This window comes from Vibrio qingdaonensis, assembly GCF_026191675.1.
GTDB lineage: Bacteria > Pseudomonadota > Gammaproteobacteria > Enterobacterales > Vibrionaceae > Vibrio > Vibrio qingdaonensis.
Map to the genome: position 1 here is coordinate 1 of NZ_JAKRRY010000007.1, position 23,820 is coordinate 23,820.

Consider the following 23,820-nt stretch of genomic DNA (forward strand, 5'->3'; position numbering starts at 1 on the left):
CTTCTCTAAGCAGCCTGAAGGTTGGGATGCGCTTTACCGCGAATACGCACGTAACATCATTGAGATCTCTCGTGAGTGTGGCGTGCAACCTTTCCAATGTGACCTAGGCGGCGGTTGGCCACGTGAGCGTGAGCCAGAGTGTCGCAGCAAAGAGCATATGATGAACTCAAACACTATCGAAGACTACGCGAAAATCGTCTGTGCCGGTATGCTTGAAGAGTTCAACAAAGAAGGCTTTGAAGTGCCACAACTGTGGCTTGAGCCTGGCCGTTACATTGCAGGTAACATCGGTACACTGCTAACGTCTGTCTACGTGGTAAAAGATGACCAAGAGATGGATTACACGTACACCATGGTGGACGCGTCGACTTACCTAGCAACGCTAGTGGAATCTCAAGAGTCTAAGAACCCAGTACTTCCAGCGAACAAGATGACACAACCGCTTGTTGATAGAACCACTGAAATCGCAGGCCCTATCTGCATCCCATCTATTTGGGAAAGCGGCGCACGCATGCCTAAGCTGGTACCAAACGACGTACTGGCTATTATGGATGTGGGTCACTACGCAGAGTCTCAAGCAAGCCAGTTCAACTCGCTACCACGCCCTGCAACGGTACTGGTTAAAGACGGTGAAGCTGAGCTAATCAAACGCGCAGAAACAGTAGAAGATGTATTTGCCACGCAAATCCTTCCAGAGCGTTTTGTAAAAGCAAAAGCTGAGATTGAAAAGAAAATGGCTCCAGTGAAAAAGCCAGTTCGTAAAGTGACAGCCAAAAAAACTGCGACTAAGTCGGCAACCAAAACGGCGACAAAAAAACCTGCGGCCAAAAAAGCTGCGGCCAAAAAGCCAGTAGCTCGCCGCGTATCTCCCCGTAGCTCTGACAAGATATAATCCCTCGCTATTGGGGAAAAAGAAATGTAATCAAAGCGTCTAGCTAAATAGCAGACGCTTTTTTATTTGTATATTTGGCGAAAAGTAAGGTTAATTCTGGGGTCAACATATCGAGCTGTCTTTGGAACACAATGCTTCCAGTGACGTTGTAACTCCCCTGCCATGACCAGTAAACTACCAGCAGGCAAGTCAATAATAACTTTTTGTTTAGTGGCATTATGTTTTAAGGAAAATCGACGAGTTGCGCCAAAGCTTAACGACGCAATCACAGGTTGCTCTCCGAGTTCAGGTTCATTATCGCTGTGCCATCCATTCGAATCTTGACCTGTCCGATATAGATTCGCGAGGACGGAGTTAAATGGACACTCAGCCACCGTTTCGCAACGATGGCGTAAGTCTTGTAGTACATCAATCCAAGGAAGAGGATCCAGTTTTAAATTCGAATACTGATAGCTCGCGTCGCCATACCATGCTTGTAAGCGAGGAATCGTTACCCGCTTACCAAACATCAGAATTTTATCTTCTCGCCACGTTAAGTCATGATAAAGCGCATCAAACACACTGTTCGATTCCAGTGGGTTAATAAAATTGGGAATCCACAACACGCTTCCATTCGGGAGGTCCGTCCATTCTCCTTCATTTATTGATAATTCTTTAGAAAGCGATTTTTCAATCATAAAACTTGCTACCTATTTATCCAAAGAGACCTAGTTGGCGGAAACGGCTCCTTGAACGATCAAGGATAAGATACGCACCGTTGTTTGTAGTGTAATGACCCTGGACTGGTCCATCTATCGGAAAGTTCAAAGAATCCATTAAGTATAAGGGTCATCGAGTGACGTGACAGTATGAATAGGAACGCATCATAAAACACTTGGCGGGTTGCTGGGGCTTTTTATTTTTTGGGAGCATGAATTAGAGCTTTGGATTCAGTGCACTTCCATTGCACTTTCATCGTAGAAAACACCGATTAATCCCGCGTTTAATTACTCGCTTCAAACGTAAAGCCCGCGTATTCTCGCCACTCAGCAATATCACGAGGATCACCAAATTGACGGAAGAAACGAACAGAACTTTGTGGTGCTTTACAATCCAGTTGATCCTGGCAGTAATTGGTTAACTTGTAGTGACTTTGATAACCGTCAACCCAAGCATCATAAGCAATATGCGACTGTTTCCAGAACAGATGGTCAACCTGCCCTTTAGTGGCAAGAAACGGATAACTTGGTTTTGTTTGCTGCGTAGAATAAACCGCATGACCAATCAGGTTGACTAATTTTGATAAGCAATCTGCTCCAATATCTTCAATTGTTAGTGTTTTAATCTTATTGAGATCGTCCCCAACAATTGACGCGACACGATTCACCAAAAATTCCATATCAATATGAGATTGTAACTCGTAAGCAAGCCAATTGAGTCGTTCGCCAATCTCATCGAGGTATTCTTGCCTAGTAAATTCGCCTTCTCGTAATGCTTTAGAGTACTGCGCGACGTTAGGGTTCTTACGCGCTAAGTATTCCTGAAGTTCCGGATAGTCTGTCAACGACCCATGACTTTTAGAGAGAACCTCCAATAGCGCGTCTTGATTAACCAATAACCTACCAAACTCATTTTTAGCGCTCTCGTTCATAATAGACCTCATTAATGATTTCAGGCCATAATATATACACCACGCTAGATTTTCAATACATTTATAAACATCAAGAATGAATCCCAGCAAAGTGATGGGTGAGAGAAATAACAGAAAGGAGGGACTCGCAAAGCGGTGATCGAGGCAATTAGAGCTCTCGACCACTGCCTCAAGAGCTCAATGCGATGTCACACACTCATAAATTTGCGAGATTAAGCCGATACTAATTCATTGCCCGACAATTCATTGGTCATAAAGCAACCGACATTATTTAATGTGGTCTCTGCAATGCTCTCTAGTGCTTCATGAGTGAGGAAAGCTTGGTGCCCTGTAAATAACACATTGTGGCAGGCTGATAAACGCCTAAACACATCATCAACAATGACGTCGTTAGACTTATCTTGGAAGAAAAGGTCTTTTTCATTATCGTACACATCTAACCCAAGTGAACCAATTCTTCCAGATTTGAGTGCCTCGATAGCCGCTGAAGAATCCAACAATTCTCCTCTGCTGGTATTAATGATCATGACTCCCGCCTTCATTGAATTGAAGGCCTGTTCATTTAAGAGGTGAAAATTATCTTCTGTCATTGGGCAATGTAAAGAGATGACATCACAGGCTTTAAATAAGGCATCTTTACTACAATACGTTGCGCCAAGCTCAAGAGCTGCCGGGTTTTCGTAGGGGTCAAAGCACAGCAGTTTCATACCAAACCCCTTTAAAATGCGCATGGTCGCAATGCCAATTTTACCAGTACCGATAATACCCGCCGTTTTGCCATGCAAATTAAACCCAACCAACCCATCCAGGGAAAAATTTGCATCTCGGGTGCGTTGATACGCTTTGTGAAAGCGTCGGTTTAGCGTCATCATAAGACCAACAGCATGCTCTGCTACGGCTTCAGGTGAATAGGCAGGAACCCGCACCACTTGCAGTCCAAGCTCTTTCGCGGCTAATAAGTCAACTTTATCAAACCCCGCACATCGCATAGCCACCAACTTCACACCTTCAGATTTGAGCTCAACTAACACCTCTCGCGACAAGTCGTCATTAACAAACGCACACACGACCTCACTGCCGCGTGCCATTTTGGCGGTTTTTGGGGTCAGCCTAAAGTCGTGAAAGTGCAAATCAAAGTCAAACGCTCGATTAACTTTACTGAACGATGCTTGGTCATAAGATTTGGCACTAAAAAAGGCAATAGAATTCATAATCAATCTCTCTGCAATTCAATGGTTCTCAATTGAGCATACGCCTAACTGCGTGAGATTACACACTACAAAATTTATGGTTAAAGCTATGAAATATTAAATAAAGTGACAAAATTGACAACTAAGTCAATATTTTGACTGTTGTTGTGGTTTTTTCATTGCATCTGATGAGATGTGCCCCTAATATTTCGCCAGCATCCGCCCTAACTAAAATCAGGCCTAGCTTGATTCAGACTTCGCTAACACGCAGTCCTATTATAATCGGTGCCCAAAAACTAAACGTCAGGAATTAACGAGCAGTGACGCTAACAAATACTAAAAAAACAAGCCCAAGTACGCCTCCGCGCAGCACGCACACCTTAAATAGCACAGACGCTTTAGCCATGATAGAACATGGTAGTGACGTCACACTTACTGTCACAACCCCTGTTGGCACGTCTTTTCGTTGCGCCTCTAAGTTCATTGGTGCCCATTCTGATCACCGAATTTTACTGGAAATGCCGCGTATTTCTGAATCTGACCTCAAAGACTTCTATCAAGAGGGGTTCTGGTTGATCGTTCGCGCTATTTCACAACGCGGTGAAGGGGGTGTAGTACAGTTTCGCTCGCAATTGCTACACATCATTGATGAGCCCGTCTCGATGTTGGTACTGAGCATTCCCCAATCAATGACCATCACAAATTTACGTAAAGAAGCACGCTATGAGGTGAATTTAGGCGCCATGCTAGAAGTGGGAGAAAGGCGTGTTCGCTGTGAAGTCCGCGACATGTCGAAAAGTGGCTGTCGATTTATTCTGCCAGCATTAAGCAAACACCTGACGATTGGAGAGCCTGTTACACTTGTCGTGCAATTCGAAACCGGTAAGGGGCGCTCATTCCCAGCATTATCAGGCCCAATTTGTAATGTCCAAAAATCCAACCACTACAATGGCTATGGAATAAAATTTGATGAGCTTGGCACCAGTAACGCTAAAGAACTGCTGTCCTTACTAAAATTCGACGGCACCAAGTTTAAACTACGCGCATAACGCAAAAAAAGCCTAAAGCCCCCAGCGTTAATTTCCTTAAGATGCCAGGCAAATGTTCTGGCTTTTTATTCCACCTTGACTTGCGTGCTATTTACTCAGTGCATGTGATTTTAACGCTTTGTTTATTTCAATGCTTTCGTTAAGAAATATCGTTCATTCGACAAAAAAGGGTGCTCGTGTAATGTCATTTTTACCTGGTAGCCATGGCGCTCATAAAACGGTCTCGCCTGAAAACTAAAGGTATCTAGCAAGCTGGAATGGCAATGGTGCTCTTTAGCGAATTGTTCCGCTTCATTCAGTAACTGACTACCAATTCCCTTCCCTTTAGCGCCATCATCAACCCAAAGAAATTTAATACTCAGCCATTGACCCAAAATCTCAGCCGTCAGACCACCCGATTTGGTGCCATCTTCATAATACGTGAAACACGCAAACTCAGTAAAAAACACATCCCCTAAATGCGCCACATTGTGGGCAATCACGCCGTTTCTAATATCCGCGACATCTTCATCGGATGGGTTAGTCGTAATAGTAATATCCATATGCAGTTGTACGCTTAATTTGGTCACTTAGTTAGAGGTGATATCATTACCTCATAAGTTAACAGGTGACACTATGCCAAAACGTACAAGACGACTATTTCGCGCTGATTTCAAATTGGAAGCGGCACAACTAGTTCTAGATCAGAACCACTCAGTGACAGAGGCTACTCAAGCTATGAACGTTCGGAAATCCACGATGGATAAGTGGGTTCGCCAACTAAAAGAAGAACGTCAGGGGAAAACACCTAAAGCATCACCAATGACGCCTGAGCAAATTGAAATACGTGAATTAAAGAAAAAGTTAGCTCGCCTTGAAGAACATAATGAAAAATTAAAAAAAGCCACGGCTCTGTTGATATCGGACTCACTGAACAATTCTTGATAATCAAGAAATTCAGCAGAGCCACAGCGATAGTAGCCATTATACAAGCCCAAGTTATCGACAATTACTGTGGCGTTATCGAATAAAGCAAAGCTTATCTCGACGAGGAAATTACTGGGATCATGCGCCATTGCAGATGCATTCAAATATCAGCAACAGCCACGCATCCACATTTTTAGCCGCCTTAAACAGAGAGGCCGATGGCATTATCTGAAGTGCGGTACTACGCCTGATGATTAACGCCAGTAAACTGGCCCAGATAAGCACATTAACGATGGCTTTTTGTGCGGTGACAAATCGTTGTCAGTTAGTGTGGAATTTTCACTCCTTGAAAAGCAACTCCACCTGCCATCGACAGCGGTAAATCGCCATGATGTCATCTGCAGTATCGGTATCAGAAGGTAAGTTAGTCCCGAATTCAAATGCAAAATCGCTTTTCTTCGGCAAACCAACGTCGCACAACTCTAAATTCTTGCTTACCGCGACTGACTTTTAGATCGAGAACTTGTGAACGGTTGGTGCCTCGAGTAATGTCTTCAAGCTTCTTCCCTTCTAACTTAGGCAAAAGTCGCCCCTGACCGTTTCTCACCTCAATAATCATAGGGTTCAGAGGCTTAGCTCCGCTGACAATATAAAAAAACCATGCTGTTCAAGCTCGCTAAAAAGTGGAAGTCAGGATACATAGCGTCAGCCAACAGTAATTGATAATTCATCGTTTTAGGGCGTGTTGATCTTTGGAAGTCATCTTTAGGCATGCATCGGTAAACACATCATAACGACTTGATATTGAGGGATAGTGCTTGATTCTTACGAATGCATTTTCTACTAAATGACGGTACTTATATAGGCACCAATCCATCGTATCTCTATCAATATCTTACCCATAATTTCGTTTAGCTATCACTGTTTCACCGCCTTTATCCGTTACGTGCTGTCGTAATGCTGCGCTGTCATAACCTTTATCGTCAATAAAAATACTCACTTCTTTAAAGTGGTCGACAAGACTTTCAGCGTGAGTGATATCATGTCGCTGTCCTTCAGAAAGCTCGAAATAAACGGGCAAACCACCACTATCAACAACCAAGTGAATTTCAGTTGTATTTCCTCCACGGCTTTTACCAATACACTCTGTATCAAAAGTCGCTGCACCAGTACTATGTGATGGGCTCGGACAATCGAACCATCCACGAACACCCACCCTAAGTCAGCATCTTTAGACCACAAATTGAAACGGCGATAAACCGTATTCCAATAACCAAATTCAACGGGAAAATCTCGCTAGGAATCCCTGTCCTCATTCGATAGAGAGTGCCCTAAAAGGTCATTCTATGTTCAGGCTTATTGTAAATTCGGCCTGTACTCTTCATAAGTTGAAGTAGTAGTCTCCACCGCTTTTCGGTTAATATTGCTCTAGGCATAGTGTCGTTCGTTTAGTTGTTTTTGGCGAAGTAATTATAACGCTTCACTATGCTATTCAAAAAATTTTCACGAAAGATCAACACGCCCTAATACCGTGAACTCTTAAGTATTCGCTATTATTTAAGGCAGCACAAAAGCCAACACCTCATACAACAATTACTTTAATACCGACATCTTCAAATCGTTTTTTCATTTCATCTGAAATACCCAAGTCAATAACCAAACAAGTGATCCTCGATGCATCCAGTACTTTGTTAAAGCCAATTCGACCGATCTTTGATGAGTCAACTACTGCAATAACTTGTTTTACACATTTAGCCATTACATCCGTAATCGCATAACCTTCATTAAATGTCGTAATACCTTTTTCGGGGTCGATACCATCGGCTCCAACGAACAAAATGTCAGCTTGAACTCCAGACAAACATTGCTCTGCTTGATAACCGTGAAGCGACTTGGTTTTGCTTCGATAGGTACCACCAACTATAACCAACGTAGTATCGTCAGCGTCCGTTAATACCGCCGAAGCAGCAAGATTATTAGTGATCACGGTGAAGCCGCCACGTTGTGCTAGGTTTTCTGCGACCAAGTGCGTTGTGCTCCCGCTATCAATAATAATTGAATCACCTTTTTTGACGAGTTTCGCCGCCGATTCAGCGATTCTCTCTTTGGACTCCTTATTCATGTCATAACGACTGTCTAATTGAACTTCATCATCGCTTTGAGTCAGGGGTAAAGAGTTGATAGACTGCGCGCCACCAAAAAAACGTTTTAGCTTACCTTGTAGCTCTAACGTTTTAAGATCCGCTCGTAGCGTTACTTCAGAGGTGCTAAAAAGCGTCGACAACTCCTTGACCGAAACCTGATCTTTCGATTTTAAAAGCTCGAGAATTTTTTCTTTACGTCTCAATGGATTCATTTACCAACCTTGCAATCATCTTCAATAAACTTTCGCTTCATTTCAAAATTAGGTGACCGCAGTCAACTTCAACACGATTTGAAGAAAACTGCAATCCAAATAGGGGGTAAACTTTAATTAATATACTTTATTACTTAGTAATTGTTCCGTCTATGTCCCACAAGTCTTCCCATGAATTAGAACCTTCCCACAAAAATACTTGCCCTTTAATAAGTCGATTATTTGCGTCTATTTTCGAAATATCTAGCATCTCTTGCTCTGTAAGAGGGTTTTCAGTGATGCACTTTAGGTTTGATACGTACTCGTTCTCTCTCACTGAAAATGGAATTGGCACGTGGCCACGCTGTACTGCCCATTTGATACAAACAATGGCAGGGTGAACACCCAAACGATGCGCCGCTTTTACAATTACTGGGTTCTCAGTATCAACCAGATCAGCTTCTGTTTTATCGCGATCCGGCCTCGACGGTGAGCCAATAGGACAAAAACCAACAGGAACGATCTGATGCTTCGTAAGAAAATCGTACATCTCTTGCTGTTGGAACAATGGGTGGCATTCCATCTCATTAACCGATGGCAATATGCGAGCATCACGTAATAGTAATTCCATCTTAGGAATCGTCATGTTCGATGTACCAATCGCTTTCACAAGTCCCATATCAACAAGCTGTTCCAGTTGACGCCAGGTATTCATAAATCGTTCGTGAATATAAGGCGTTGCGTCTGGGCTTCTCGAATCCACATCACAGCCAATTGGGTGAAAATTGGGAAAAGGCCAATGCACCAAGTAAAGATCTAGATAGTCAACATTCAAATCTGCAAGAGTCTTCTTACAAGCATTAACCACATCATCGTGTTGGTCGTTCCAAACTTTAGAATTGATAAAAAATGCCTCTCTTGGGAGGGCCAACTCTTTCATCGCCTGACAAAGTACCTTACCAATCTTATCTTCATTACCGTAAATTGAAGCGCAGTCAAGAAATCTGTACCCTGATTTTAGCGCGCCCATTACCGCGTCAGACACTTGCTCTGGACTAAACCTATCAGAACCAAAGGTTCCTAGTCCGATAGCTGGCATTTTCGCACCTGTACGCAACGTTTTTGTTGGCACTTTACGTACATCAACCGTGTTCTCTAATGTTGATAGTGACATTGTATTTCTCCATGTTCCCCCTTGCTTACAAGGGGGTAATTCCAATTAGTAAAGAACGGCTTGTGCTTTTTCACCGTCGATATTGTCTTGAGTTACATACACAACACCCGTATCAATATACGATGCCGTCTTTTTACCAGCGATGATCTCAGCAACCGTAACCACTCCCATAAACCCCATGCCATAAGAAGATTGAACCACGGCTCCATCGAGCACACCATCACGGATGAATTCTTGAATATCTTTGTTTCCATCAAAAGCAACAGCAACAATTTTTCCCGTATAGCCACCCTGTTCAATTGCGCGAGCCATGCCTACCGCTGTCGGTTCATTCGAACCAAATATGCCAACTAAATCGTTATTCGAAGCTAACACATCAACCGTTTGGTTCAATGCGGTCACCATATCTGCATTTGAATAATACGGACCAACTACTTCATACCCTGCAGCCTCAATCACCTCTTTAAAACCACCATCTCGATCCATGGCTGAACCAGAACCTGCGGTAAAGCTCATCATAGCAACCTTGCCTTTTTTGCCATTAAGCGCTTTGATCATTTGCTCTGCTGCTAATCTACCAGCGGCGCGATTGTCTGTAGAAAGGTACGCTTGGTGATATTTGTCGTCATCGTTTAACCCAGAATCAATCAATGCAACAGGTACGCCACGCTCCCATGCAGCTTTCAATGCTGGCACTAGAGCGTTTGGATCTGTCGGTGCTACTACCAGTCCAGCAACACCACGGTTCAATGCATTTTGAATCATATTAACTTGCTCATCGACTGCCGTTTCGGCCGCTGGTCCTTGGAAGGTGATTTTATATGAATCTAGGCCATTCGCCGCGTCCACTGACCCACCTTTAACATTTTGCCAAAAGTTTGAGTTCTCTGTTTTTACCACCACCGCAATTTCTTTCTCTGCAGCAGTTACGTCAGTAGACATACCAGTAAAAGAGAGAGTGAACCCGATAGCAGCAACCGTAGCTATTTTATTAATTTTCATATCTTTAACATCCTTTTTAGACTTTTTTGTAGGGGATTTCACTGTGGATTTGTGCATACGATATTGGTCGTACGCAACGGTAGCGATAATCACACCACCGATTACTATTTGCTGAACGAAGTAGCTCACGCCGTTCATGTTTAAACCGTTACGCAATACACCAATAATGAATGAACCGATTACCGCACCAGTTACAGTGCCAACTCCTCCCATTAACGATGTACCACCTACTACGGCCGATGCGATTGCGTCTAACTCGGCCATCACAGAACCATTAGGTTGAGCGGTCACAAGTCGACTTGCTATAATGACGCCAGCTAAACCTGCAAGCATGCCGGAGGCCATGTACGCGGCTGTTTTTACTTTATCTGTATCAATACCTGATAGGCGCGCAGCTTCTTCATTTGAACCGATTGCATACAAGTAACGACCTAAGCGCATTTTTGTTAGTAAGAAAGAAAAGGCCGCGACGACGAGTAACATGACAATCACTGGGTATGGAATCCCGGCGAAAATCACGTTAGGGAAGCCATTATCACCAATTTCTACCATTCTAAATAATGCGCCATTACCAAGATAAGAAAATGATTCTGGCATTCCTGATACCGGTGCCGCGTTGGTAATATAGAGTGCAACGCCACGTGCAATCATCATCATACCTAACGTCGCTATAAAGGGAGGCAAGCGCAGTTTTGACACACACAAACCATTGAATAAGCCACAACCAGCTCCGGTAAGTACACCAATGACCATTCCAAATGGAACTGGGACGCCAGCGTTAACAGCAAGGCCTGCTGTAACACCAGAAAGCGCCATGACTGAGCCTATCGATAAGTCAATTCCACCGGTTAGGATTGTCAGCATAACGCCGATACCTATGATGGTGATCGTCGATGTCTGCAGACCAACCGTCATCATATTATTCACGGTCATGAAGTACGGGCTAGCGATCGAGAATGCGATAAGTAAAGCGATTAAACCACCGACCGATGCCAATTTTTGTAACAACGCTTTATGTTGTTCTCTCATTAGATTGCCTCCTCAAGTAATGGGAACATATTTTTCACGCCGGTTGCATACTGCATAATTTCCTCCTGAGACGTATCAGCAGTATTCAACATAGCTGTCATCTCTCCTTCCTTCATTACTATGACCCTGTCTGACATTCCCAGAACCTCTGGCAACTCCGAGGAAATCATGATGACTCCCACACCTTGATGGGCCAATTCATCCAATAGCTCATAAATGGCATACTTAGCGCCAACATCAATGCCACGTGTAGGCTCATCAAAAATCATCACTTTGGCGTCTCTAAACAACCATTTACCGATAACGACTTTTTGTTGGTTCCCACCTGAAAGGTTACCTACAAGCTGCTCAACAGTCGGTGTTTTAATATCCATCTTTGAAATATATTGATTGGCAGCTTCTACCTCTGACTTATTGGAAATGATTCCGAGATTACTGCTGACTTTATCGAGAGACGCCATCGTGGTGTTTTCTCGAATAGACATTTTCACTGCGATACCATTGAGCTTTCTATCTTCCGATAAATAAGCAACACCCGCTTTAATTGCGTCTGCTGGGGAACGAATAGTTTTTTGTTTTCCGTGGATGAATACTTCGCCTTCGGACAACTTGTCGGCCCCAAACAGCGCCCTTGCCAGTTCGGTGCGTTTTGCACCAACAAGCCCGGTAATTGCGAGAATTTCGCCTTTTCGCAAATCAAAATTTAGCGGTTCAAATACGCCGTGACGCGTCACATTCATTGCTGAAAAAATCAACTCATCACTGATAACTGCTTTTTTCTCTGGAAAATGGTTATCTAACGCTCTTCCCACCATTTTGGCAATAATGTCGTCCATAGATATTTCATTAAAACGGTGGTTCGAGACGTATTGCCCATCACGGAAAATGGTGATGTGATCGCATATTCGTCGCAGCTCATCCATGCGGTGCGATATATAAACAATCGCAACGCCACGAGACTTCAACTTGTCAACTAGAACAAATAACGCGTCTATTTCTCGGTCGGTTAGCGCCGACGTTGGCTCATCCATAATCAATATTTCGACATCAAAACTCAGCGACTTCGCGATCTCCACCATTTGCTGCTTAGCGACCGATAAGGTGTTGACGATATCGGTAGGCAGCACATCAATGTCAAACATATCCAATAATTTACTCGCCTCCCTACGCATCATTTTGTAATCAATCAATCCGTGTTTTAGTGGCTCTCTTGCAAAGAAAATATTTTCAGCCACTGATAGATGCGGAATAAGATTCAACTCTTGAAATATCATTGAGATACCTGACTTTTGAGCCTCAAGCACTGAATTAAACTCGACATCGTTCCCTTGGTAAGTAATAAAGCCACTGTCGGCTTTATGTACCCCGATCAGGACCTTCATCAACGTGGACTTGCCAGCGCCGTTCTCGCCCATCAAAGCATGGACTTCTCCTGCACGAAGCTGAAAGTTGACATCCAAAAGGGCTTGTACCCCGGTAAAGGCTTTGGATATGCCACTCATCGTTAATATTGGACTACTCATAACAATTCCTTAGTTTGTAGGAGTCACACCTTTTTTAAGAATTAAATTCCCGTATTTCCTTGTTGTTCCTGTCACTACCACACAAGTGGCTTTGCAGGCTCGCTCATAAAAAGCAAATCTATCAATGAAACAGATTTCCGTGTCTTCTGCCAGACTAGCTCTATACTCATCTATCATCCCTGCCGGGTGTACGTCATCCCCTATGGTCGACATCATTACGGCCTTATCTGGGACGTACTGATCCAATTCAATTAGCGATGATATTGCCTCCGCTAAGTCAGATACTTCGCAGCTGCGCGCTTGCAATACCTTGTCGTTAATTGAATAGGCTGGGAAGTGTATGTCCGAGAGAACCACTTCATCTCCATGTCCCATTTTTGCCAATATATACAAGAGTTCAGGGTCAATAATTGGGTTGATTTTCTTTAACATAAAGTCCGTCCTTTATAAGCGTCCTGCACTTCGGCAGATATCAATTTTTTGACGAATCACTTGCGCCATCGCATTTTTTGCTTCGATGTTATACACCCTAGGGTCATTAACCGTAGGGTCATCAGCAAACACTCTTTTCAGTGTGTTGGCATAGGCGATTTTGAGTTCTGTTGCGACATTAACCTTGGTGATCCCCATTGATACACAACGAGATATATCATCGGCCGGCACACCCGAGGCTCCATGAAGTACAAGGGGTATAGAAACGACTTTCGAAATTTTTTCTAAGCGATCAAAGTCAAGCTTGGGAATTTCTTTGTATAAGCCATGCGCTGTTCCAATGGCAATGGCCAACGAATCGATTCCAGTCTTGCTCACAAACTCAACCGCCTGCATTGGGTCAGTATAGGGTTCATCAACCGACTCTATAATCAGGTCATCTTCCTGGCCAATTAGCTGTCCAAGCTCGGCTTCCACACTGCAGCCATAACGATGACACAAATCCACAACACTTTTAGTGATAGAAATATTATTTTGAAGTGGGAAGTGAGACCCGTCTACCATGGCAGAGCGAATACCAGCTCGGATTTTCGCTTCAATATCATTAATATCGGTATGATGGTCAAGATGCAACGCCACTTGCATATTCCTCTCTTTCGCCGCTGCAGATACCAAAGCAACAAGTTCTGAAGTACCTGCATAGCTGTAAGTCGACGGGGTACCCGCGAGAATGACTGGGGAGTCCATTTCCTTCGCAGTATCCAAAACACAATGAACTGATTCAAGATTGTGAATATTAAATGCAGGCACTGCATAACGATATTTCTGCGCATCTTCTAGCAAAAATTTTGTGTGTGTTAATGTCATGATGATTGGCTCCAATCTAGTAGAATTTTTCCAGCGGGACTTTTTCCTTGCAGCCCGGTAACTCGCTCGACAAAGTGATTCGGGCTATAGACTCCATCAATCAGGTCGCCAGTCTTAATCAACCCTTGCGAAAATAAACTTTTTGCTAAGTCCCACTCTTTACCTGGATACGGTGCCGAGTAATTCATCCAGCTTCCGAACAACTTCAGTTCCTTACGAAGTATCTGGCCAAAATCTTGATGGCTCATATTAAGGTCTTCATGTAGTGTTCCAATTAGCGCAATAGTGGCTTTAGGATCGGCGATATTAATGCATAACTTAACAGTTTGAGGGTGACCCGCTGTTTCCAAAATCAGCTGAGGAGTGACGGGGAGCTTGTTTTCCTTGATTTTGGCAAGCATATCTCCGTCACTAGAGTTAAACAAAAAGTCTGCACCCAATAACTTAGCTTTTGCCAACTTATCATCATCTATATCAATCGCTGTTACAGTTGCTGCGCCTAGTGCTTTCGCCGCCTGAACCGCCAACAAACCAATAGTACCGACTCCTACTACCACCACATTTTTATTATCACAGCCATCAGCCATTAATATGGGGTGTAAACTTACAGTCAAAGGCTCAAAAAAAGCGCCTTCTAGGGAAGTGACTGTATCGTCAAGCTTGAAACAACATTGACTCGGAACATTAACGAATTCAGCATTGCCCCCCTGAACTCTTGAACCGACAAAGCTGTAATTTGGACACAAGCTATAGTTACCTTCCTTACATTGCTTACATTGCTTACATGGTATTAGTGGAGCACATGCAATACGGTCTCCAATTTTAAACCCTGTAACACTCTGACCAACTTCAACAACTTCCCCTGAGAACTCATGCCCTAAAACAATGGGATAGAAATGCGCTCCTTCATAGAAAATTCGAGGAAGGTCAGAACCACATAACCCAGAGAAGTGCACCTTTACAATCACAGAATTCGCATCCGCTTTTGGCTGTGCAATGTGGGTGACTTCTAATTTTCTGTTTGATTTGACAGCAATACTTAGCATTCAAACACCCTTACCCTTATTATAATTTAACAAACTTGCCCTTGTGCTTTCGAATGCTTTCTAGTTTATGTATAATGAATTTCAATTACCAACTTTAATTTACGAATACTAACGACCGATCACAAAAATGAGCATGAAATCAACTAAAAGAAGGAGCCAAAAATGTATCTAGGAATCGATTGTGGCACTCAAGGAACAAAGGCAATTATCTGGAATAACGGAGAAATACTGAGCAGCGCATATACACCTCATCAGATTAGCATTGACAACCAAGGCAAGCGTGAACAGTCTCCCCAGTGGTGGTTCGACGCGATGGTATCATCAATAAATAAGGCACTAATAGATTTTGAAGGGAATCGAAAGTCAATAAAAGGGATAGGTGTCTCTGGCCAACAACACGGTTTGGTGTTACTCGACAGTAACGATCGCATTCTTTGCGATTCACTACTCTGGTGCGATACACGACCTGAGCTAGCATTGAAAGATTTTGAAAGAAAATACAACATAGCGTTCCCTGAAAAAATAGGTATTCAGGTTCCCGTAGCCTTTACTATTGCAAAGCTACTATGGATAAAAGACAACAATCCCAGCGCGTTCAAGCAAATCCATAAAATAATGTTGCCACATGATTATTTAAATTATTGCCTTACGGGCCGCTATGCCATTGAAGCTGGAGATGCTTCTGGAACGGGTTGGTTTGACACTCACACAAAATCGATTGATCAAGGCATACTAGGTCTCATGGATTTACCTTCAAGCTACCAAGCTCCTGAAGTGGTAACATCAGACGCGGTGTTTGGCCATGTAAGGCCGCAAATGTGCGCCGTGCTTGGATTGCCTTCAAACGTCATAGTCTCTAGTGGCGGCGGCGATAATATGATGGCGGCTATTGGCACAGGTAATGTCGATGAAGGAATGTTAACCATTAGCTTAGGGACATCAGGAACGGTATTCGGACATTCCCATCAGCAAATAGACAGTACCGAATACCCTGACCTTAATGCATTCTGTTCATCCTCAAATGGCTATTTACCCTTAGCCAGTACAATGAATGTCACCACAGCAAATAACCAAATATTAGATCTTATGGGTAAAGATATTTCGCATTTTGACCAAATGTTGAATAGTGCTAACGTTGGATCTGATGGCTTACTTTCCCTGCCTTTCTATAATGGCGCTCGACTGCCCAACGTCTCTAGCGCAAAGGGAGCGATATTGGGAATGACCGCCTCTAACCTGTCTCAACAAAACTTGTTACGTTCCACGGTTGAAGGCGTAACGTATAACCTGGCTCGTGGCATTAGCGTTCTTAAGCAATCTGGCGTCATATTCAGCCAAGCCTGCATCATCGGTGGCGGTGCGAATAGCCGTGTATGGCGACAAATGATTTCAGACGTTACCAACTTAAAGCTCGTTGTTCCGCACTCAACTGAAGCAGCAGCTGTAGGCGGCGCAATACAAGCTTATTGGGCCTGCGAGAATTTGCGACAGCAGCGTTATTCGCTTTCCGACATCTGTAAAGACTTCGTTCAGTTTGACCAACCCTCAACTGTGCACCCAAACTCAGAAAACCATCAGAAATACCAATCGTTATCTAACGACTACCACACCCTTGTAGACAACTACATGAGCAGCGATTTTCACAGATGATGATTTATAGTGACTGACCATAAGCGCAAAAAGGCACCTTCAAATAGGTGCCTTTATAATGCGTGAGCAACAGATTAGAGACTAGCTTGCTTTACGAGGCTCGCATGCATAGGCATATTGCTCGAGTACTTCTTGAACCTTTGAGAAAATGACATCCATTGGCTTAGCGTTCAATTCACCCGACAGCACTTTTGAATATTGAACGGGTAGGTACTGACTCAGTAAGCCCAAAGGAATATCAACGCTGTTGAGATTATCGATCATCACATCCAGTGAACGAACGATTCGTTCATCAGTCCAGTAGTAGCGAATGCGATCGGAAAGGCTAAAGCTAAGCTGCACACGGGCATCCGAGAAAGTATGGCTATAGTACTGTTCCCAATATCGCTTATCATCCATCAGGATTTGATTAATCACTTCTTTCGCATGGCTTTGTTTTGATGCATCCACCAACTCTTTCTCTATCTCAGCTAAGGCATATACCGCCTCTCTCATTGCAAATGTGAGCCATGGACCTACTTTCAAAATTGCAAAATGGTCATTCACTAAGTGTCGTAGATTCTCTTTCGTCTGATAATCAGTTGAATGAGCCTCATACACGAACGGTGTTGATTCAATAAAATCAGATAGTTGCTGAGCTTTCTCTGGCTTGTAATGAATAACATTCGAGTGGTCAAATTCAACAGCAGGTTGGACAACGATGCCAACGACGCGGTCCAGTGCCGAATAAACACCAGCCTCTTCAAAAGCCTGCTTATGGGTTTCGATAGTCAACTTCGCAGCGTCGACCTCAGTGACATGAACTGCCTGTATTGCCTCTTTCTCTCCACCTGGAGTCGGTACTTCAGTCCCAATAACGTACGTTAGAATCTCTTTAAGTTCAGCACTCGCCACAGTTTCGGACACTTTCGCCAATCTTGCTGCTCGCCTTGCCACAACCATTGGGTCGAGCGGAACTGGATCATCAGCACACGACATCGAAGTATCCAGGTGAATTTTGCTATATCCCGCCGTAATATAGGCTTTAATTAGCTGCTCCGATTTTAACATCGCCGACTCTGCGGGTTCCGATTGCCAACAGTTTGGGCCAAGATGGTCACCTCCTAGAATGATATTTTCAATCGGAAACCCTACTCGCTTTGCAATATCATAAACAAAATCCCTAAACTCAGTGGGAATCATTCCTGTATAACCGCCAAACTGGTTTACTTGATTAGAAGTCGACTCGATCAATACTTTGTTGTTACTGCTGCTTTCAAAACGAAGCGTTGCTTCAATCACCCAAGGGTGAGCAGAGCAAACAGAACAGATCCCAACATCTCCATTACTTACATGCCTTTCTACAATAGCCTTCATAAATCCACCACTTACCTTCAATTACTTACGTTTATTATTGATCATATCGTAATCATTTGTAAACAAACAATAGGCTGATAATTGTAAATGCGTGCAATATACTTAGTGATTAAAATTAAGCTCGACGAACACTTCAAGACAGGAGGGTTTGAAAGATAATGGTAGCCTCCGACATGCTATCTTCACTTTTACCAAAAAGCGGTTAAGGGTTCTAAAGACCTTAATCCCTACTCCCAAGCTCTTACGCATATTATCAATTCCTTCAAGATGAGAACTTAACGTGGGATACATTCCCTCGCGTCTAAAGGCTAAAACCGACTTATCTATTTCGTTCTCACCTACTCAAGCAATTAAAAGGGCATGTTGCAAAAAATTGGGCAGAGGATGAAACTATCATCCTCTACAATAATGATGGTGAGATCAATGACGAGCGAATTCAAATGGAAGCACTTTGCCCCTGAAATCATTCTTTGGTGTCTACGTTGGTATGGTTCAACGCCAATAAGCTACGCTAACCTAAGCGACATATAGCCGGAGCGAGGGGTTTCGGTTAACCGTTCAACCATTTATCGGTGTTTCATTGAATATACTCCAGCATTACGGAAGAAATTACGCTGCCGTCATTTCATCCGAGTCAAGTCTTCGTAGCAGCTTGATGAAACCTACGTCAAGGTAAAAGGAAAGTGGCATTATCTGTACCAAGCTATCAACAAACAAGACTAGACACTGGACTTCTATTTTTCTCACAAACGCAATAAAGACGCGGCTTGTCAGTTCCTGAAGCGATACCTAATACACCATGATGTAGAGACTCAGCGTAAAGCGTTAAATACAGACAAACATTCCTTCTATGCCAATGCGATTGTCCACCTGAAAAGAGAAGGCCTACTTCGCGTGGATGTCTAGCACCGGAAAGTGAAGTACCTAAATTATGGAATCGAATCTGATCACACCCCATCAAGAAACTTGTTGTGGGCACTGGCGGTTTTAAACTTCGGAAGCGAGCATGGGCACCATTCAAGGGTTTGAATCTCTACGGATGTTGAACAAAGATCAATTTGATTTCTGGTTGCGTCATGATAAACGTAAAACTCGTGTACGGGAGAGATCCGCTTTCATGAATGGTCTATTCAATGTTGAGGCAGTTTACCAATAATCGTTAAGCGCATTACTGCATAGATCTGTATTCCCTATTTTTTGAAGTCATGACCTGACTCCAACCTTCAGAGGCAAGCAAGGCAGCTTTAATACGGTCATACACTCGACCATCACAATTAGAACCGTGCATTTGTTCGAGTTGCAGTTTCTGTTGAGGAGTCAGTGTGATTTTCATGATGTGTAGCATGATCCTGATTCTATTGAAAATCCAGCATCTACAATGATCACGAGGATAGCTCTTAAGATCCTGTCTATAATAGGTGATTAAAATAACCGAAAACTCGTTACGACTCGGTAGGAGAAAGTACTGCCTCATTTGGAGCAGGCATTAGCGTTTCCACATTGGTAACGCGCTCAGAATCGTAAAGCACATAACCTTTAACACCTGCTGCATGATTCACTTGAGCAATCACGATAGTGCCTTTAAAACCAAGTTTAGTCAGCCGTGTCACCAGAAGCTCCGGGGCTTGTTCAAAGACGGCATTGAGAAAAGGTAAGTACTCATCTGATACAGAACCGCTTTGGTTAAATATTTCCATCGCCCGAGCGAGATGGTCACTATCTGTAAGTTCAATGATTTCAGCAATTCGTTCCAACAACATTAACTATTCAATTCCATTTTAATCAGGCATTTACATCATAGTCATGGATGTTACCTCATTCTGCTTGATAGGTTAACTGTATTAGATCAATTTGCATTCATTACCTGTTGATAAAACTCAGGTAATAAATGCAAACCAATCAATCGCCACGCTGACATTTTCTCAGCGGATGAACACCATTGAACACGCAAGCAGTTACGACACTTCAAACCGTCCCACAAGTTGGTCTAATCTAGAAATCGCGTTTTGCATTAGTGCCGTCCTTCGTGCTAACTGTTGAGATTGATGTTGAAGTGTATCCGTTGAATTCGCCGCTTGTTCTGCTGTCATCGCATTATTGGAACTCATGCTAGCAAGGTCAGTGATGGTTTCAAATAATGAATTCACAGAATTTTACAGTTGTTCGTTCTTATGAGAAGCGTCAATGAGCTGAGAATTGGTCTCTGCATTTCTGATACCTTGGTGCATTGTTCCCACCGCTTTTTCTGACTGCTGTCGCAACTGATTCATGAGTTGCCCAATATCCAGCGCCGCGTTGGCAGTTCTATCAGCTAATACTCTGACTTCATCAGCCACGACAGAGAACCCTCGTCCGTGCTCACCTGCCCGAGCCGCTTCAATTGCCGCATTAAGTGCCAGTAAATTCGTCTGCGCGGTAATATCGGTAATGAGCGTTACGATATCCCCAATTTTTTCCATTTCAGTATTAACATCATTCACGCTAGCCGCCGACGCCTGCACAATCTGCTTAATGGACTCTGCGCTATCTCGAGCTTTAGTGTACTCACTTTGCGCATGCTCAACAGAGTCAGTCATCAATCCGTGCATCTCATGCGCGTTATCATTCGCGGACTGTATTTCATTACCCTGCCTGCCAGAAAGTGCCAACAAATGGGAAATTGAATTAGCTGTATCTTCACTTGAACTAGACAAACGCTGGCTGCAGCGAAACATCGACTCCGATACCTTATTTACCTCTCGGCTTGCATAGACAAGCTCTAGTACTACCGTTTCTAAATTATCAATAAAGCTGTTTGTCCAACGGCCCAGATCCCCAGTTTCATCAGACTTGAATTTCGACGCGTCGAGTCGCTGTTTTAAATTGCCATCACCTTCAGCAAGAACCTTCATCACCCCTGTCATCTGCTCAAGACTTTTAACTAACGGTCTCGCGGTCATTTTCTGGAATAGTACGGTCATAACCAAAGCAAAAAACAACGACACACCAGCGCCCAAATAGGCAGACCAAGACAAAAAATGCTGCAGTGCTAAAGGGAGCGACGTCACTAGCAGCACAGACAGGAAAAAATGAGACGTCAATCGCCTTGTCACGGAGCGATGACGATGCACCTCTTCTAGGTCTGATTCACACATCATGCCCCATTTATCAATAGAACCCGGTAACGAAAATGTGACGCCTTTACCTATCACTGGGATATGTCGATAGTCTGAATAGCCAGGGTAGTCGACAAACACGTTACGACCATGACGAATCGTCTCTCTCACTCCAGGGTGCAGCTGATTCGTTGCAGGGTCATTGAATATGACCTCAAATTCCGTGTGATTTCGTATTTTCACCTCTCCCCAATTTGTAGAAATGCCTTGCTTTAAATTTTCACCATGGGAAAACGTCGCATCTTCAAATCGAGACCGAGAAAGCGCTGAACCTTGCGGGACACTTGGATCAAAGTTAGCTTCTACCATAAACAGGTAGTTATCACCTGATTCAGTATAAATATGTCCAGCCTCACGTTGAATTAAATCACCTAAAACATCATTTGGTACTCGACCACATAGCACCTTCATTTTACCGTCGCCAAATTGAATGGGCTGATAGAACATCAGTGTAACGGCATCGTGAAACGTAGAGGAGGATGGACCAATCGCCATTGTCACTGGATCAACATAAGGTCCATGCAAAAAAGGTTGAGTACGACCGCGATCGAGCGCTTTAGCTTGGGTGATTTTTTCATTGTTCTGAGGGAGATAAGTGGAATGTGATACTCTGCCAGCGTCATTGACAACAAAGAGCTCTGAAAAGTCTCGGCTTCGATTTAATAGCAATGTTAATGCTTCTGAGTATTCTTTATCCGATTTTGATGACAAATAAAATGCTGCATCTTCCAAAAAACGCCACTGATTATTTGCCCACGTCGTTAGAAGCTTAACTCGCGTTTCTGCGATACTTTCAAACGTTTGTTCCAACTCTACTTTACGTCGTCGATTTGCAAAACATGACATCTTCATCGCGACTTTGCCAGTTTTTCCTAACCACGGCAGCCAATGCCTTTCTGAATGAGTTAAATCCATGATCAATTCCTATGATTGCTATTCATTGACCATATTGCAATTTATGTACCCAACTGAAATATATCGCTTTTTTTAGTTTAAAGAAGGAAGGGTAAGCAAAGGCACTCATTGGGTAACATTCAAAAAAAGACCTCTCGCACCAATGAGGTGCACAGCGGGCACCATACTGATTTGAGAATCCCATGTCACAGCAAGACCACGAGGGAGTGAGGAACCAATACCAAGAATAAACATTTTACGTGCCTTAGTGGAAGCCAACCACAGTGGAAGCCAACCACTGAAGTCCTTACCAACTTTCATTGCTAAGGACTACCAACAGAGCTATTTGCCGCTCATCTGAGCAGACTGTGGATCCTCTTTTACACTAGCGGTATCCGCTCGGCATCAGACGAATCGCGGTAATCACTCGACGATGCTTTTTCTTTAACTGAATATGGCAAAGCTCCAATACCAAGCCAAACGCCATCGCAAAGTACACATAGCCTTTGTTTAGGTGAATACCGGCACCTTCTGCCATCAACAACGCCCCTAGCAATACTAAGAACAGTAAAGCAAGCAATTTAAAACCAGGGTATCGAGTGACAACGCTGTTAATTTTTTCAGCCGTCAACACCATTACGACAGCGGAAGCAAGTATCGCGGCGACCATAATAGGCACCTCACTTGTTAAGCCAACGGCTGTGATGACCGAGTCCATCGAAAAAACCGCGTCAACCGCTACAATCTGTAGCAATACGACTGCGAGTCCCGTTCTCGCATGAGTGGAATGCACCACTTCGCTATGAGTTAACCAACTCCATAACTCTTTCGCGCTTTTTGCTAACAAGAACGCGCCACCACCAATCATGATCAAATCTTTACCACTTAGCTGTACGGTTTCAAACTGCAGTACCGGTTCAGTGAGTGACATAACCCATGAGATAGAAAACACCAACACGATACGAGCCGCTACGGCCAAGGCGATACCAAGGTTTCGAGCCAGTGCTCTTTGCTGTTGAGGTAAGCGTTCACATAGCACTGAAATAAACACAACGTTATCAACGCCAAGTATGATTTCCAGAGCAAATAGTGTGGCAAATATGGCCCAGGTCTCGGGCATCATGAAAAGTTCTAGCATAGTGATGACTCCATAGAAAAGAAGTGCATCGATTGGTTCAGCCGACTATAGGGGTCGTCCATTAATGGGGTATTCCTCTGTAATTAAGAGCCGCCAGTAAATCACTTAGTCACCAGCAGCACAATAGCCTTAAATGTAACCAATGGTATCCGCCATTCATAAATTTATACTTGTCCTTTTTGCATGAAAATAGCCATATCGCTGTTTGTAAAATGCACCACTTACCGCCTTTAGCTAGGCAACGAATAATACTGGTAAAGCCATGCTTCTATACTTAATGAGCCAACACTCATAACAAAAAGTACAGCGAGCAACAGCACCATAGCATATTGAACGATACCCAAGGAGCGAGGTCGGTTTAATAGTATTGGACTCAATCGAAATAAGGCGCACCGTGATAAAATGAGCTCCGCCAGCATGGTTCGCATTGTAATCATCCTATTCATCAACATTGGCTCATCAATCATAATCAAGTGTCATGACAAACATATGTCTTCGAGTGCAAGCTCAACCAAACCGCATTACTGTACTGCACCACCATTTTGTATCACG

At 43.5% G+C, this 23,820-nt stretch carries 18 protein-coding genes and 6 pseudogenes; 5 read left to right on the forward strand and 19 right to left on the reverse strand.

Annotated features, from left to right (window positions below; all coding sequences use genetic code 11):
• Positions 1-892: diaminopimelate decarboxylase family protein (locus MD535_RS07245; RefSeq protein ID WP_390902904.1), on the forward strand; the 892-nt coding region annotated here is incomplete at its 5' end.
• Positions 893-954: 62 nt separating this feature from the next.
• On the opposite strand, the gene MD535_RS07250 is transcribed toward MD535_RS07245, so the two are convergent.
• The 3 genes from MD535_RS07250 to MD535_RS07260 form a co-directional block, all read right to left on the reverse strand.
• Positions 955-1,569 (reverse strand): alpha-ketoglutarate-dependent dioxygenase AlkB family protein, encoded by a 615-nt coding sequence (locus MD535_RS07250; RefSeq protein WP_265674216.1) that lies wholly within the window; start codon positions 1,567-1,569, stop codon positions 955-957.
• Between the two features lie 305 nt (positions 1,570-1,874).
• Entirely contained in the window at positions 1,875-2,522 is a 648-nt protein-coding gene (locus MD535_RS07255) for a hypothetical protein (protein ID WP_265674217.1), read from the reverse strand.
• Between the two features lie 212 nt (positions 2,523-2,734).
• Complete coding sequence (locus MD535_RS07260) at positions 2,735-3,733, reverse strand: 2-hydroxyacid dehydrogenase (protein WP_265674218.1); 999 nt, start codon at positions 3,731-3,733, stop codon at positions 2,735-2,737.
• Between the two features lie 383 nt (positions 3,734-4,116).
• Here MD535_RS07260 and MD535_RS07265 point away from each other — a divergent pair, with 383 nt between their 5' ends.
• Positions 4,117-4,761: a flagellar brake protein gene (locus MD535_RS07265; protein ID WP_265674350.1), complete on the forward strand. Its 645-nt coding sequence runs from the start codon at positions 4,117-4,119 to the stop codon at positions 4,759-4,761.
• A gap of 122 nt (positions 4,762-4,883) precedes the next feature.
• Here MD535_RS07265 and MD535_RS07270 read toward each other — a convergent pair whose 3' ends face one another.
• The gene (locus MD535_RS07270; protein WP_265674219.1) at positions 4,884-5,303 is read right to left on the reverse strand and encodes a GNAT family N-acetyltransferase; all 420 of its coding nucleotides are present in this window, start codon (positions 5,301-5,303) and stop codon (positions 4,884-4,886) included.
• Between the two features lie 73 nt (positions 5,304-5,376).
• On the opposite strand from MD535_RS07270, the pseudogene MD535_RS07275 reads away from it, so the two are divergent.
• Positions 5,377-5,726 (forward strand): annotated as a pseudogene (locus tag MD535_RS07275) (transposase); the annotation flags it as partial.
• 82 nt (positions 5,727-5,808) lie between these two features.
• Here MD535_RS07275 and MD535_RS07280 read toward each other — a convergent pair.
• From MD535_RS07280 to MD535_RS07320, 9 genes and pseudogenes are all read right to left on the reverse strand, one after another.
• A pseudogene (locus MD535_RS07280) lies at positions 5,809-6,407 on the reverse strand (transposase); the annotation flags it as partial.
• 47 nt (positions 6,408-6,454) lie between these two features.
• A pseudogene (locus MD535_RS07285) lies at positions 6,455-7,103 on the reverse strand (IS5 family transposase); the annotation flags it as partial.
• Positions 7,104-7,249: 146 nt separating this feature from the next.
• Complete coding sequence (locus tag MD535_RS07290; RefSeq protein ID WP_265674220.1) at positions 7,250-8,023, reverse strand: DeoR/GlpR family DNA-binding transcription regulator; 774 nt, start codon at positions 8,021-8,023, stop codon at positions 7,250-7,252.
• A gap of 130 nt (positions 8,024-8,153) precedes the next feature.
• Positions 8,154-9,176, reverse strand: coding sequence for an aldo/keto reductase (locus MD535_RS07295; RefSeq protein WP_265674221.1), 1,023 nt, complete (start codon positions 9,174-9,176; stop codon positions 8,154-8,156).
• Between the two features lie 45 nt (positions 9,177-9,221).
• Entirely contained in the window at positions 9,222-11,207 is a 1,986-nt protein-coding gene (locus MD535_RS07300) for a substrate-binding domain-containing protein (protein WP_265674222.1), read from the reverse strand.
• Positions 11,207-12,730, reverse strand: coding sequence for a sugar ABC transporter ATP-binding protein (locus MD535_RS07305; protein ID WP_265674223.1), 1,524 nt, complete (start codon positions 12,728-12,730; stop codon positions 11,207-11,209). Before MD535_RS07305 ends, MD535_RS07300 begins: the two co-directional genes overlap by 1 nt.
• A 9-nt stretch (positions 12,731-12,739) precedes the next feature.
• Positions 12,740-13,162 (reverse strand): L-fucose mutarotase, encoded by a 423-nt coding sequence (fucU, locus tag MD535_RS07310; protein WP_265674224.1) that lies wholly within the window; start codon positions 13,160-13,162, stop codon positions 12,740-12,742.
• 12 nt (positions 13,163-13,174) lie between these two features.
• The gene (gene gatY / locus MD535_RS07315; protein ID WP_265674225.1) at positions 13,175-14,029 is read right to left on the reverse strand and encodes a tagatose-bisphosphate aldolase subunit GatY; all 855 of its coding nucleotides are present in this window, start codon (positions 14,027-14,029) and stop codon (positions 13,175-13,177) included.
• Complete coding sequence (locus MD535_RS07320; protein ID WP_265674226.1) at positions 14,026-15,075, reverse strand: alcohol dehydrogenase catalytic domain-containing protein; 1,050 nt, start codon at positions 15,073-15,075, stop codon at positions 14,026-14,028. Before MD535_RS07320 ends, gatY begins: the two co-directional genes overlap by 4 nt.
• 162 nt (positions 15,076-15,237) lie before the next feature.
• Here MD535_RS07320 and xylB point away from each other — a divergent pair, with 162 nt between their 5' ends.
• A complete protein-coding gene (gene xylB, locus MD535_RS07325) occupies positions 15,238-16,725 on the forward strand; it encodes a xylulokinase (protein WP_265674227.1) in 1,488 nt (495 codons plus the stop codon).
• A gap of 81 nt (positions 16,726-16,806) precedes the next feature.
• Here the strand turns inward: xylB and gatZ are convergent, their stop codons facing one another.
• Positions 16,807-18,081, reverse strand: a complete 1,275-nt coding sequence (gatZ, locus tag MD535_RS07330; protein WP_265674228.1) for a tagatose-bisphosphate aldolase subunit GatZ — start codon at positions 18,079-18,081, stop codon at positions 16,807-16,809.
• A gap of 423 nt (positions 18,082-18,504) precedes the next feature.
• On the opposite strand from gatZ, the pseudogene MD535_RS07335 reads away from it, so the two are divergent.
• A pseudogene (locus MD535_RS07335) lies at positions 18,505-19,237 on the forward strand (IS6 family transposase).
• Positions 19,238-19,276: 39 nt separating this feature from the next.
• Here MD535_RS07335 and MD535_RS07340 read toward each other — a convergent pair.
• From MD535_RS07340 to MD535_RS07365, 5 genes and pseudogenes are all read right to left on the reverse strand, one after another.
• A pseudogene (locus MD535_RS07340) lies at positions 19,277-19,414 on the reverse strand (IS630 family transposase); the annotation flags it as partial.
• A gap of 109 nt (positions 19,415-19,523) precedes the next feature.
• Positions 19,524-19,841, reverse strand: a complete 318-nt coding sequence (locus MD535_RS07345) for a hypothetical protein (RefSeq protein ID WP_265674229.1) — start codon at positions 19,839-19,841, stop codon at positions 19,524-19,526.
• 195 nt (positions 19,842-20,036) lie between these two features.
• Positions 20,037-22,151, reverse strand: a pseudogene (locus tag MD535_RS07355) (methyl-accepting chemotaxis protein).
• Positions 22,152-22,256: 105 nt separating this feature from the next.
• Positions 22,257-22,451, reverse strand: a complete 195-nt coding sequence (locus MD535_RS07360; protein ID WP_265674232.1) for a hypothetical protein — start codon at positions 22,449-22,451, stop codon at positions 22,257-22,259.
• Between the two features lie 64 nt (positions 22,452-22,515).
• The gene (locus MD535_RS07365) at positions 22,516-23,268 is read right to left on the reverse strand and encodes a TerC family protein (protein ID WP_265674233.1); all 753 of its coding nucleotides are present in this window, start codon (positions 23,266-23,268) and stop codon (positions 22,516-22,518) included.
• Positions 23,269-23,820: the final 552 nt, after the last annotated feature.